General features: G+C 42.0%; 17 protein-coding genes. All 17 read right to left on the bottom strand.

Annotation, left to right across the window (positions count from 1 at the left end; translation table 11 throughout):
• Positions 1–269: 269 nt before the first annotated feature.
• Entirely contained in the window at positions 270–1,799 is a 1,530-nt protein-coding gene (purH, locus tag FHR85_RS11530; protein WP_167263403.1) for a bifunctional phosphoribosylaminoimidazolecarboxamide formyltransferase/IMP cyclohydrolase, read from the bottom strand.
• Positions 1,800–1,816: 17 nt separating this feature from the next.
• Complete coding sequence (gene purB, locus FHR85_RS11525) at positions 1,817–3,115, bottom strand: adenylosuccinate lyase (RefSeq protein ID WP_167263401.1); 1,299 nt, start codon at positions 3,113–3,115, stop codon at positions 1,817–1,819.
• A gap of 45 nt (positions 3,116–3,160) precedes the next feature.
• Entirely contained in the window at positions 3,161–3,898 is a 738-nt protein-coding gene (truA, locus tag FHR85_RS11520) for a tRNA pseudouridine(38-40) synthase TruA (RefSeq protein WP_167263399.1), read from the bottom strand.
• Positions 3,899–3,910: 12 nt separating this feature from the next.
• Entirely contained in the window at positions 3,911–4,708 is a 798-nt protein-coding gene (locus FHR85_RS11515) for a CbiQ family ECF transporter T component (RefSeq protein ID WP_167263397.1), read from the bottom strand.
• Positions 4,705–5,571 carry an energy-coupling factor transporter ATPase gene (locus tag FHR85_RS11510; RefSeq protein WP_167263395.1) on the bottom strand — a complete coding sequence of 289 codons (867 nt, stop codon included), beginning with the start codon at positions 5,569–5,571 and terminating at the stop codon, positions 4,705–4,707. Before FHR85_RS11510 ends, FHR85_RS11515 begins: the two co-directional genes overlap by 4 nt.
• Positions 5,547–6,383, bottom strand: a complete 837-nt coding sequence (locus FHR85_RS11505; RefSeq protein ID WP_341770966.1) for an energy-coupling factor transporter ATPase — start codon at positions 6,381–6,383, stop codon at positions 5,547–5,549. Before FHR85_RS11505 ends, FHR85_RS11510 begins: the two co-directional genes overlap by 25 nt.
• A gap of 95 nt (positions 6,384–6,478) precedes the next feature.
• Positions 6,479–6,841: a 50S ribosomal protein L17 gene (gene rplQ / locus FHR85_RS11500; protein ID WP_167263391.1), complete on the bottom strand. Its 363-nt coding sequence runs from the start codon at positions 6,839–6,841 to the stop codon at positions 6,479–6,481.
• Between the two features lie 44 nt (positions 6,842–6,885).
• Entirely contained in the window at positions 6,886–7,830 is a 945-nt protein-coding gene (locus FHR85_RS11495; RefSeq protein ID WP_167263389.1) for a DNA-directed RNA polymerase subunit alpha, read from the bottom strand.
• A gap of 166 nt (positions 7,831–7,996) precedes the next feature.
• Positions 7,997–8,398, bottom strand: a complete 402-nt coding sequence (rpsK, locus tag FHR85_RS11490) for a 30S ribosomal protein S11 (protein WP_167263387.1) — start codon at positions 8,396–8,398, stop codon at positions 7,997–7,999.
• A 26-nt stretch (positions 8,399–8,424) separates the two neighbouring features.
• On the bottom strand, positions 8,425–8,790 hold the full coding sequence (gene rpsM, locus FHR85_RS11485) for a 30S ribosomal protein S13 (protein WP_167263385.1): 366 nt from the start codon (positions 8,788–8,790) through the stop codon (positions 8,425–8,427).
• A gap of 24 nt (positions 8,791–8,814) precedes the next feature.
• On the bottom strand, positions 8,815–8,928 hold the full coding sequence (gene rpmJ / locus FHR85_RS11480) for a 50S ribosomal protein L36 (RefSeq protein WP_167263382.1): 114 nt from the start codon (positions 8,926–8,928) through the stop codon (positions 8,815–8,817).
• Positions 8,929–8,962: 34 nt separating this feature from the next.
• Positions 8,963–9,181: a translation initiation factor IF-1 gene (infA, locus tag FHR85_RS11475; protein ID WP_167263380.1), complete on the bottom strand. Its 219-nt coding sequence runs from the start codon at positions 9,179–9,181 to the stop codon at positions 8,963–8,965.
• The gene (locus FHR85_RS11470) at positions 9,159–9,497 is read right to left on the bottom strand and encodes a KOW domain-containing RNA-binding protein (protein ID WP_167263378.1); all 339 of its coding nucleotides are present in this window, start codon (positions 9,495–9,497) and stop codon (positions 9,159–9,161) included. Before FHR85_RS11470 ends, infA begins: the two co-directional genes overlap by 23 nt.
• A 16-nt stretch (positions 9,498–9,513) precedes the next feature.
• The gene (gene map, locus FHR85_RS11465) at positions 9,514–10,260 is read right to left on the bottom strand and encodes a type I methionyl aminopeptidase (protein WP_167263376.1); all 747 of its coding nucleotides are present in this window, start codon (positions 10,258–10,260) and stop codon (positions 9,514–9,516) included.
• Positions 10,257–10,910, bottom strand: coding sequence for an adenylate kinase (locus FHR85_RS11460; RefSeq protein WP_167263374.1), 654 nt, complete (start codon positions 10,908–10,910; stop codon positions 10,257–10,259). Before FHR85_RS11460 ends, map begins: the two co-directional genes overlap by 4 nt.
• Before the next feature lie 41 nt (positions 10,911–10,951).
• On the bottom strand, positions 10,952–12,244 hold the full coding sequence (gene secY, locus FHR85_RS11455; protein WP_167263372.1) for a preprotein translocase subunit SecY: 1,293 nt from the start codon (positions 12,242–12,244) through the stop codon (positions 10,952–10,954).
• The gene (rplO, locus tag FHR85_RS11450) at positions 12,244–12,684 is read right to left on the bottom strand and encodes a 50S ribosomal protein L15 (protein ID WP_167263370.1); all 441 of its coding nucleotides are present in this window, start codon (positions 12,682–12,684) and stop codon (positions 12,244–12,246) included. Before rplO ends, secY begins: the two co-directional genes overlap by 1 nt.
• Between the last annotated feature and the right edge of the window lie 21 nt (positions 12,685–12,705).

Genomic DNA, 12,705 nt, shown 5'->3' with positions numbered 1-12,705 from the left:
TATCAGCGCGCTGAGCATTTTATCAGCTACTTTAATAATATATCGGCGTCTTGGATATTTTATCAGCGAGTTTGAATTTTTATCGGCGAGCGCTGATATATTTCAGCGAGTGACCGTTATTTTGCGTTTCCGACTGTATATCAGCGCGCTGAACAATTTATCGGCGACTCAAGAATTATATCAGCGACCTCAGCAATATATCGGCGCCATAGACAGTTTATCGACGAATGCCGATATATATCGGCGAGCGCTGATATATTTCGATGACCTTAGTGTTTAAAGTGACGAACGCCTGTGAATATCATCGCGATTCCGTATTCATTACATTTTTGAATCGAGTCAGCATCTCGTTTGGATCCGCCTGGTTGAATGATCGCTGTCACACCTGCTTGGTGAGCCGCTTCAACGGTGTCATCCATTGGGAAAAAAGCGTCTGATGCCATGACTGCACCTTTTGCTTGGTCACCCGCTTGTTCAATCGCAATTTTGGCGGCTCCTACACGGTTCATTTGGCCAGCACCAATACCGATTGTCTGGTGATTCGTTGCTAAGACAATCGCATTGGATTTCACATGCTTCACGACATCCCAGCTGAATAACAATTGTTTCCATTCTGCTTCAGTTGGTTCCCGGTCTGTTGCGACACTATAGTCAGCCATTTCCTTCGGCGCACGATCCTCATCTTGGATCAACAGTCCACCTTTAACAGAATGCAAAATTTGTTCAGAATCATCCTCTGTCATCGGTAGCTCGAGTAAGCGGATATTTTTCTTTTGGGCTAAAATCTCAAAAGCTCGCTCTGTATAACGCGGGGCAATCACAATTTCTAAGAAAATCTGACTCAATTGATTCGCGACTACCTCATCTATTTCACGATTTACCGCGACAATGCCACCGAAGATCGAAATCGGATCTGCTTCATAGGCTCTCGTAAATGCTTGATCTAAATGATCGCCAATGCCAACGCCACATGGATTCATATGTTTCACCGCAACAGCAGCTGGTTCGCTAAACTCTCTAACAATCTGTAAAGCTGCATTCGCATCTTGGATATTATTATAAGATAAGGCTTTGCCGTGTCTTTGCTCGGCATGAACAAGCGACGTCTCGCTAGCAAGTGGATTCGCATAAAAAGCTGCTTGCTGATGAGGGTTCTCTCCATAGCGTAGTGATTCTTTTAAATCATAAGTGATTGTCTTCGATTCAGGAAAATCCTCACCCACCTCAGTTGTTAAGTATTCTGCTACAAACGCATCGTACTGTGCTGTGTGGCGGTACACTTTTGCTGCTAGAGCTTGATTAAGTTGCGAACTGTCTTGAGCACCCTTCACATGATCAATCACCCGCCCATAATCACTAGGATTCACAACCACCGTAACGTCTTGATAATTTTTAGCCGCAGCCCGCAACATCGCAGGGCCACCAATATCGATGTTTTCGATCGCTTCATTATGTTGTACATCCTGTTTCGAAATCGTTTCTTTAAATGGATAAAGATTTACGACGAGTAGATCAATCGTTTGGATCGCCTGCTCTTGTAAGGTAGCCATGTGTTGATCATCGTCCCGCTTCGCTAATAAACCTGCGTGAATATGAGGGTGAAGCGTCTTAACTCGACCATCTAGAATCTCTGGAAATTCAGTTACGTCTGATATCCTAATAACGGGTAAACCCGCTTCTTCTAGCGCTCGCTTCGTTCCACCTGTCGAAATAATCTCGAAACCCTCTTCAACGAGCTGACTCGCAAAATCTACAATCCCTGTTTTATCTGAAACACTCATTAAAGCGCGCCGTTTCATGACCATCATCCTCTCGCTCAATCATCTAATCCTAATCGTTCAAAGATCATATCAACATTTTTTAAATGATAAGTCGCATCAAAACATGCTTCTAACGTTTCGCTGTCGACTGTATCAGTTATTTCTTTTGTTTGGCGGATTAATTCAGGAAACGACTGGCCTTCTTCCCACGCTTGCATCGCTAGTGGCTGAACAAGATCATACGCACGTTCGCGTGAGAACCCTTGATCGATTAACGTGAGTAATACACGCTGAGAGTAAATCAAGCCATATGTCGCGTCCATATTAGCCCGCATATGATCCTCATAGACCGTTAACTTCTCTACAATACCTGAGAATCGATTTAACATATAATCGAGCGCAATCGTCGCGTCTGGCAAAATCACACGTTCAGCCGAGGAATGAGAAATGTCACGTTCATGCCAAAGTGGCACATTCTCATAAGCCGTCATCATATACCCTCGAATGACCCGCGCCATCCCAGACATATTCTCAGACCCGATCGGATTCCGCTTATGGGGCATGGCAGACGAACCTTTCTGACCTTTCGCAAAAAATTCTTCCACCTCACGCGTCTCACTCTTTTGTAAGCCACGGATTTCCGTCGCCATCTTTTCAACGGACGTCGCGATTAGCGCTAAGGTAGACATATAATCAGCGTGACGATCGCGTTGTAACGTCTGAGTCGAAATCGGTGAAGGCGTTAACCCTAATTGCTGACAGACATACTCTTCCACATACGGATCAATATTCGCATATGTCCCGACAGCGCCTGATAGTTTCCCCACTTCAATCCCTGCTGCAGCCGCTTCAAATCGTTCAATATGGCGTTTGAACTCTTCATACCACAAAGCTAACTTCAGACCAAATGTCGTTGGTTCTGCATGAACACCATGCGTACGCCCCATCATAATAGAATACTTATGATCCTGTGCTTTTTGCTTCAAGACCGCTAAAAAATGATGCAGATCTTTTCGAATAATCGTGTTAGCTTGTTTAATCACGTATGAAAGCGCTGTGTCGACCACGTCTGTAGACGTTAAACCGTAATGGACCCACTTTTTCTCTTCACCAAGCGTCTCAGACACAGCTCGGGTAAATGCCACGACATCATGACGTGTCTCCTGTTCAATCTCATGGACCCGCTCAACATCAAATGACGCCTTCTCGCGGATTTTCTTCGCATCTTCATTCGGAATGTCACCTAATGCAGCCCATGCCTCACTCGCCAACACCTCGACTTCTAACCAGGCGTTAAACCGATTTTCTTCTGTCCATATTTGTCCCATTTCTTCACGTGTATAACGTTCGATCATCTCATCCCGCTCCTATCTCTAACCAAACTTATCTCGATTTCTCATTTAATAGATCACTTGCGACAAAAATAACCCGTGACTAGGCGCTGTCATCCCGACTTTTTGCCTGTCTAAAGTCGCAAATGCTTCATCAATACAATTCGACGTCTTTTTAATTAAGCCAATTTCAACTAAGGTCCCGACAATAATTCGCACCATATGGGTGAGAAAGCCGTCACCTTTTACTTCGAACATGATACGCCCATTCTCTTCCCAAATAGCAATCGCATGAACTGTGCGTGTTTTATCCCCCGTGACATTGGATTTTGATGCAGAAAACGGTGTGAAATCATGAGTCCCGATAATTTTTTCAGCTGCCGATCTCATCAAATCGACATCAATCGGTTTCATGACATGCCATTCGTACTGGCGATTAAATAAATCATAATGACGTTGATTCAAGACGACATAACGATAAACTTTCCCACGCGCACTCTTCCGTGCATGAAATTGTTCTTCAACTTTCTCAACTCGTTGCACTTGCACATCTGATGGTAATAAGGTTTGTAGTGCTTGTTGCCAGGCTGAACATTCCAAGGTTAAGGGCGTATTAAAATGAATGACTTGATCCAACGCATGCACCCCTGAGTCCGTTCTACCAGATGAGTAAATCCGAATATCATCACGATGCATTTTCTTTAAGGCTTGTTCAATAACCAATTGCACTGTTCGTTCGTTTGTCTGCACCTGATAACCAGCAAAATGTGTGCCATCATAAGCGATATGTACTTTAATTCGTTCCACATTGACTCTCCTTCACCCTATCATCAGATAGATTGATATCGTTACCGTCGTCATCAGGCATACGACGATATAATCCATTGTCCTGAAAACGAGTTGCCGATAAGATGTACGATGGTCAGCCCCTTGGTAACCTCGTGCCTCCATCGCCATAGCTAGAGCTTCAGCCCGTTTAAAAGCACTGATGAACAACGGAATTAACAACGGTAATAAAGCCTTAAATCGATCTCGCAGTCGTCCTTGCGTATAATCAAGACCTCTAGCTGCTTGCGCCTTTGAGATCTTATCCATCTCTTCTGTCATGGTTGGTATTAACCTTAATGAGATCGCCATCATAATCGCTAATTCATTGACGGGCATCCCTAACCTAGTTAACGGCGTTAAAAACCACCTCATCCCATCTGTAACCGCTAATGGCGGCGTCGTTAACGTCAGGAGTGTTGCCATAACAATCATAAGGAGCAAACGACTCGCAATCTCGCCGCCTTGTATAAAACCTTGGTCATAAATAAAGAATCCAAACACATCAAATAAGGCTTCACCATCACGTTGAAATAAGACGTGAAAGATAAAGGTAAAGGCCACAAGCCACCAAACTGGTTTTAATCCTTTGATTAAATAAGTTATCGGAATTGTAGATAATAAAACACAACCCAATACAAACCCGTATAATAAGCTATAAATCAACAAGCGATCGATAACGAACATCGTGATCACAAACAAAATAAGCGAGATGATTTTTGTCCGTGGATCTAATCTATGTATGAATGATTCTCTCGGAATATACTGGCCTAAAATAAAAGATTGCTTCACTTGTTAGCACCAGCCTTTATCCGCTTGATTAAAGCCTGACTCACTGTATCAACCGTCGCTTCATGTTCATTCCAGTTCACACCTAAAGTTTGTGTCATGTAATCAACGAATTTAATCGATTCGGGAGGTGCTAAACCAATCGCTTCTAACTGATCTCGTTTTTCTATTAAACGTTTCGGTGAGGTCACACTCTCGATACAACCGTTATTTAATACCAAAAGCTGATCAGCATTCGCCATAGCATCTTCCATATTATGAGTCACTAAGACGACCATTTTACCCTTTTCTTCATTTAGATATCGGAATAATTGCAGTAGCTGTTTTTTACCCACCGGATCTAGTCCTGCTGTCGGCTCGTCTAATACAAGTACTTCTGAATCTAAAATTAACACACTTGCTAAGGCGACCCGCTTCATTTGTCCACCACTTAATGTAAATGGTGACCGTTCTAAAACTGATTCATCAAGGCCAACATCCTGCAAAACTTGAGGCAACCAGGCTTCAACTTGTCCGAGGTCTAACCCAAAATTCTTCGGACCAAATAACAACTCTTGTTTAACCGTTTCCTCAAATAATTGATGCTCTGGATATTGAAATACAAGACCAACTCGCCTTCGCAATTCTTTTAACGGTTTAGCTTTAGCACCTGGTAATCTAGTCTTACCAATCGTGACAGTACCTGAAGTGGGTTGTAATAGCCCATTTAACTGTTGTAGCAAGGTCGACTTTCCAGAGCCTGTTCGACCGACAATGGCTGTAAAAGACTGTGATGGAATCGTAAAGGAAAGTCCTTGTAAGGCAACATGCTCGAGTGGCGTATTCGGTTGATAAATATAGTCTACGTCTTTAAATACAATCTCCATAATTCATCCACCAGTTCTTCATAGTGTAAGGGCTCTTGCGTAATATTAAGCGACTGTCTAGTTAACTGCTGATAGACTTTAGTGACAAATGGAGGTTCAAGACCTACCTCATGTAATTGATCACCTTTCTCTAGTAACTCTCTTGGCTTTCCATCAAACCAAACGGTTCCTGCATCCAGTGTGATCACACGGTCAGCTAAAGCAGCTTCATTCAAGTCATGTGTGACCATAATAACCGTCACACCAAGTTTTTCATGGAGTTCTTGAATGAGTGATAGCACTTGATCCGTCCCGATCGGGTCCAACATTGACGTGGCTTCGTCTAACACAATCACTTCTGGCTGCATGGCTAATACACTCGCTAAAGCCACACGTTGTTTCTGACCACCTGACAACCGTGACGGTTCGTGATTCTTATAAGCTGTCATGTCAACCTGTTCAAGACTCTGATCAATCCGTTTAATCATCGTTTCACGTGGGACAGCTAAGTTTTCTAACCCAAAGGCCACATCATCAGCGACGGTAGTTCCGACAAATTGGTTTTCAGGATTTTGAAAAACCATCCCAATATGGTTGCGGATTTGGAATTTGGATTCATCAGTTAAGACGGTATGATTCACACGAACAACGCCACTTGTTGCTAAACATAATCCGTTAAGCAATTTGGCTAATGTTGACTTCCCGGAACCATTACGTCCAACAATCCCGACCCATTCACCCTGTTCGATGGTGAGATTAATATTTTCAAGTACATGACTTGCTTCGTTTTGATAACGAAACGAAACTTGCTCCAGCTCAATCAATCCGCGCACTCCTTAGGTTTACTTTCTGCCATTATAGCATAAAAAAAGGGTTCAGTTCTCAATTATATGAGATCTGAACTCCCCTCTTTTATTGATTCATTCAATTAGTCAACTAATTCAATAATCACTGTTTTTGCTCCGTCACCTTTGCGTTCACCTAGTTTAAGGATACGAGTGTATCCACCTTGGCGCTCTTCAAAACGTGGAGCAATATCAGAGAATAATTTTTGTAACGCGTCAGTACCTTCTTCATCCGCTTCAACTTTGCGCAAGAATGAAGCTGCTTGTCGACGAGCATGAAGGTCGCCACGCTTACCTAGCGTAATAATTTTCTCAACGACTGGGCGTAACTCTTTCGCTTTTGATTCTGTCGTTTCAATGCGCTCATGAACGATCAGATCAGTCGCTAAGTTACGTAGAAGAGCCATACGTTGTTCAGTCGTACGACCTAATTTCGCTTTTGCCATCCTTAAAGACCTCCTTTGCATAGAGATTGACTGTGCTGCATCTATTAATCGTCTTTACGTAAGCCTAAGTTAAGGGCATGAAGTTTGTGTTTCACTTCATCAAGAGATTTACGTCCTAAGTTACGAACTTTCATCATGTCTTCTTCAGATTTCTGTGTTAGTTCTTGTACAGTATTAATTCCTGCACGTTTTAAGCAATTATATGAACGAACTGATAGATCCAGTTCTTCAATTGTCATTTCTAACACTTTTTCTTTTTGGTCTTCTTCTTTCTCGACCATAATGTCTGCGCTTTGTGCTTCGTCAGTTAAGCCAACAAAAACATTTAAGTGCTCAGTGAACACTTTAGCGCCTAGAGAGATAGCTTCTTCAGGGCGAATGCTTCCGTCTGTCCACACATCAAGCGTTAATTTATCATAATTCGTGACTTGACCAACACGTGTATTTTCGACTTGGTACGTCACACGTTCTACTGGTGTGAAGATTGAATCAACTGGAATAACGCCAATTGGTTGTTCATCTTTTTTGTTATACTCTGCTGGGCGATAACCACGGCCTTTTTCAGCATTGATTTTCATGCTTAATTTACCGTTACCAGTGATTGTCGCAATCTTTAGCTCAGGGTTTAATACTTCGACATCGCTATCATGTTGAATATCTGCAGCTGTGACGTCACCTTCACCACTTGCGTCGATTTCTAATGTCTTCGCATCATCAGAATAAATCTTCAAAGCTAGCTTTTTCAGATTTAGAATAATGGTCGTGACATCTTCCATCACATAATCAAGTGTTGTGAATTCATGTAACGCTCCTTCGATTTGTACGGAGGTTACAGCTGATCCTGGTAGGGAGGATAATAAGATACGACGTAAGGAGTTCCCCATCGTTGTACCATATCCACGCTCTAATGGTTCAATTACGAATTTGCCGAATTTAGCATCGTGACTAACTTCGACCGTTTCCACTTTCGGTTTTTCAATTTCAATCATTCACAAAACCCTCCTTCAAAACGTCGAAAAAACGATGAGATCCATCGTTATTCCCAAAACGGGCGGGATCCACGCTAAAACGCGGATCAATCCCAAAATAACCGTGCTATACTTTTAAAGCTATCATATCCCATTATAGACGGGCTGACAAATTATATACGCCAGATTAGACACGACGACGTTTTGGTGGGCGGCAACCATTGTGAGGTACTGGGGTCACATCAACGATTGCAGTGATTTCTAAACCTGCAGCTTGTAGTGAACGAATCGCTGCTTCACGACCTGCACCTGGGCCTTTTACAGCCACTTCAATAGTTTTCATGCCGTTTTCTTGAGCTGTTTTCGCCGCTACTTCTGAAGCCATTTGTGCTGCGAATGGTGTTGATTTACGTGAACCACGGAAACCTAAGGCACCAGCACTGCTCCACGCAATAGCATTACCATTCGTGTCTGTAATCGTCACAATCGTATTGTTAAATGTTGAACGAATGTGAGCAACACCAGATTCTATATTCTTTTTCACACGGCGCTTACGACGTGTTTGGTTTTTATTAGTCTTACGAGCCATGACAAGCATACCTCCTTTTTAATCAATTATTTTCTCTTATTCGCTACTGTACGACGTGGACCTTTACGTGTACGAGAGTTGTTCTTAGTCTTCTGACCACGTGTTGGTAAGCCACGACGATGACGGAGTCCACGGTATGAACCAATTTCAATTAAACGTTTGATGTTAAGTGACTCTTCACGACGTAAGTCACCTTCAACTGTATAATTGTCTGTTGCTTTACGGATGTTAGCTAACTCTTCTTCCGTTAGATCACGGACACGAGTTGTTTCACTAACGCCTGCTTCTGCAACAATTTCACTAGCTGTTGTGTGGCTAACACCATAAATGTATGTTAACGCGATAACAACACGCTTCTCACGTGGAATATCTACACCTGCAATACGAGCCATGAGTGCATTGCACCTCCTTTTGTTTTAGCCTTGTTTTTGTTTGTGTTTAGGATTTTCGCAAATTACCATTACTTTACCCTTACGGCGGATTACTTTACACTTTTCACAAATTGGCTTGACTGAAGCTCTTATCTTCATTCTTCCTACCTCCTTTTGGATCGGAGTCTTTTCGTTATTTATAACGATACGTGATACGACCTCTTGATAAATCATAAGGTGACATCTCTACTGTCACTTTGTCGCCTGGTAAAATACGGATGAAGTGCATACGAATCTTACCAGAAACATGGGCTAGGATTTCGTGTCCATTTTCTAACTCTACTTTAAACATTGCGTTCGGTAAAGTTTCCTGGACTGTTCCTTCCATTTCAATTACATCGTCTTTCGCCATCGAGAGAATCTCCCTTCTTCCAACCTGTCATCAGTTCGTTGACAAATTTTGATATTGCGAAGCGAAGTTTTCCATTAGTCACTCGACCTGTTTCTTCTAAGCTGCGGTTTACTTCTGGAGAAACATAATCAATCAATTCGACATGATGAAGGTTCTTTCGTTTAGGTCGATCGAACTTGCGCTTTTCACCATCTGCTAGCTTAACAAACTTCTGGTCATCAAATCCAATAATAACCGCGTATTGGTCTGATTCTCTTCCTCGTTTTATCCTCACTAACTGTCCTAACTCCGGACATCGCGAATCTCCATCATTCAACCGTCATCACCTTCACTTAAGCTTTTGTCAATATTTCATAACCATCGTCCGTTACCACAACTGTATGCTCAAAGTGAGCACAATTTGCTTCGTCAGCTGTTACAACGGTCCAATCATCGTCTAATGTTCGAACGTAGCGCTCACCTTGATTAACCATTGGTTCAATAGCAAGCACCATACCTTTTTTCAAACGCGGCCCTTTATTTGGAGGTCCAAAGTTTGAAAGATGCGGATCTTCGTGAAGATCTTGGCCAATACCATGGCCACCGTATTCTTGCACGATCGTGTAACCGAACGGCTCAACATAACTTTGAATCGCGTGTGAAATATCTGTTAAACGATTACCGGCTTTGACCTGTTCTAAACCTTTGAATAAAGATTCCTCTGTCACATCCAGTAAATGTTGTGTTTCTTCGCTAATCTCACCCACAGCATATGTCCAAGCTGAGTCACCATGATAACCTTGATATTCAGCACCAATGTCGATACTGATAATATCGCCATTATTTAATGCTCGATCACTCGGAATGCCATGGACAAGCTCTTCGTTAACAGAGACACAAATACTACCACTAAAACCGCTATATCCCTTGAATGAAGGGATGGCATCATGATCACGAATAAATGCATCCGCAATGTCATTTAACCGATTAGTTGTAACACCTGGCTTAATGTGTTTCGCTAACTCTTGATGCGTTAACGCTACAATTTTACCAGCGTGTCTCATGATTTCAATTTCTCGTGGAGTTTTACGAATAATCATTTAGCTAAGCCTCCGATAATATCATCGATTTGCTCGAACACGTCATCGATATGTTGATCGCCATTCACATCAACTAGGTAACCTTTGTCACCATAATAATCTAATAATGGTTTCGTTTGTTCCATGTTAACATTTAGACGATTTCTTACCGTTTCTGGCTGATCGTCTTCGCGTTGAATTAACGTTGCTCCGTCAATGTCACACTTACCATCTTCTTTAGGTGGATTGAATTCCACATGATAAGTTGCACCACATTCAGGACAAATACGACGGCCTGTTAAACGATCGACTAATTTCTCTTCCGGTACTTTTACATGAATGACGTAATCTAAACTTGTATCTAATTCACTAAGCAAGTTTTCGAGAGCCTCAGCTTGAGCAACTGTTCTCGGAAAACCATCTAATAAAAAGCCTTTCTCACAGTCAGGCTTGCTTAAACGTTCTTTAACAATACCGACTGTCACTTCATCAGGGACTAAGTCACCTGCATCCATGTAAGACTTTGCTTCTTTACCTAAAGGTGTTCCTTCTTTGATCGCAGAACGGAACATATCTCCAGTTGAGATATGAGGGATATCATACTTTTCTACGATTTTTTCTGCTTGAGTACCTTTACCAGCACCTGGCAGTCCCATCAAAATAAGATTCATATCTTTCCCCTCGCTCTCAGTTATCCGTTACATCAGAGCGACTATTTAATAAAGCCGCGATAATGACGTTTTACTAATTGGCTTTCTAATTGTTTCATTGTATTTAATGCAACACCGACAACGATTAGAAGACTCGTACCGCCAATTTGAACAGATGTAGGTAAGTCAGCAATACTTCCTAACATAATCGGGAAGATCGCAACAACAGCTAAGAATAGCGCGCCTACAAATGTTAAACGATACATGACACGGGTTAAATACGTCTCAGTATTCTTACCTGGTCGAATACCTGGTACATATCCACCTTGCTTCTGTAAGTTCTCAGCCATTTGCTCAGGATTAACTTGAACGAATGTATAGAAATACGTGAACGCAATAATTAAGCCAAAGTAGATGACCATTCCTACCGGCTCAGTGTAATCAAATACCCAAGCCATTGTCTGTGCAAATTCGTTACCTTCAAAGAATTGGGCTATTGTCCGAGGTGCCATAATAAACGCAATTGCAAAAATGATCGGAATAACGCCTGCTGCATTTACCTTTAATGGTAAGTGAGTTGACTGTCCTCCAACTGGAGAACGGTTAACAGTTCTTTTTGCATACTGAATCGGAATCTTACGTAATGCTTGTTGAATAAAGATAACGCCTACGATAACAGCAATAACAACAAGACCTATAATTCCTATTACAGCCAAGTTAATGAACAGTTGATCACCAGCACCTGAAATATAAGTTTCATAAAGCTGGTTCACACCATTTGGTAGTCCGGCCACAATACCTGCAAAAATGATAATTGAAATTCCGTTACCGACACCAAATTCAGTGATTTGTTCACCAAGCCACATCAAGAAAGTCGTTCCACCAGTTAGAACAATGGCAATCGTTAAGTAAGTCACAATCCCTGGATTACTTATTAATGCACCATCTGTCATCTGGTTGAATCCAATTGACATTCCGATACCTTGGAGAAATGCTAAAACCACTGTGAAATAACGTGTAAATTGTGCTAATTTACGACGTCCCATTTCACCTTGTTTACGCCATTCAGTAAACTTTGGAACAACATCCATTTGTAACAACTGCATGATAATCGCAGCTGTGATGTATGGGAAGATGTTCATCGCAAAGATCGAAAACTGACTTAATGCGCCTCCTCCGAATGTATCAATAAACCCAAAGCTATTGGTTTCATTCATCATTGTAAGAGCATCACTATCAGTGAACGGAACAGGGATGAATGTTCCTAGTCGAAATACAATTAAAATGGCAAGCGTGAACAGGATTTTTTGTCTAATGTCGGCCACGCGAAACAAATTGGAAAATGTGCGGAACATTAAATCACCTCAGTTTGACCGCCTGCCGCTTCAATTGCTTCTTTCGCTGAAGCAGAGAACTTATCAGCTTTTACAGTCAATTTTTTATCTAGACTTCCGTCGCCTAGGATCTTAACGCCTGCTTTAACTTTGCTGATAGCACCAGTTTCTAGAAGAAGTTCTGGTGTTACTTCCGTTCCTTCATCGAAACGATTAAGAGTTTCTAAGTTTACAATCGTATATTCTTTACGGTTAATGTTTGTGAAACCACGCTTCGGAAGGCGTTGGTAAATAGGCATTTGCCCACCTTCGAAACCTGGACCGATGTTACCGCCAGAACGCGCTTTTTGACCTTTATGGCCACGACCTGATGTTTTGCCGTTACCAGTAGCCATTCCGCGACCTACACGATTACGTTTTTTACGAGAGCCTTCAGCTCCTTTTAACTCATGAAGTTTCATTCGTCGAGCACCTCCTCTTTA

It is taken from the genome of Alkalibacillus almallahensis (genome assembly GCF_011761495.1).
In the GTDB taxonomy this organism is placed as follows: domain Bacteria; phylum Bacillota; class Bacilli; order Bacillales; family Alkalibacillaceae; genus Alkalibacillus; species Alkalibacillus almallahensis.
The sequence above is the reverse complement of the archived record's forward strand: the minus strand, read 5'-3'. Positions and strand labels throughout refer to the sequence as shown.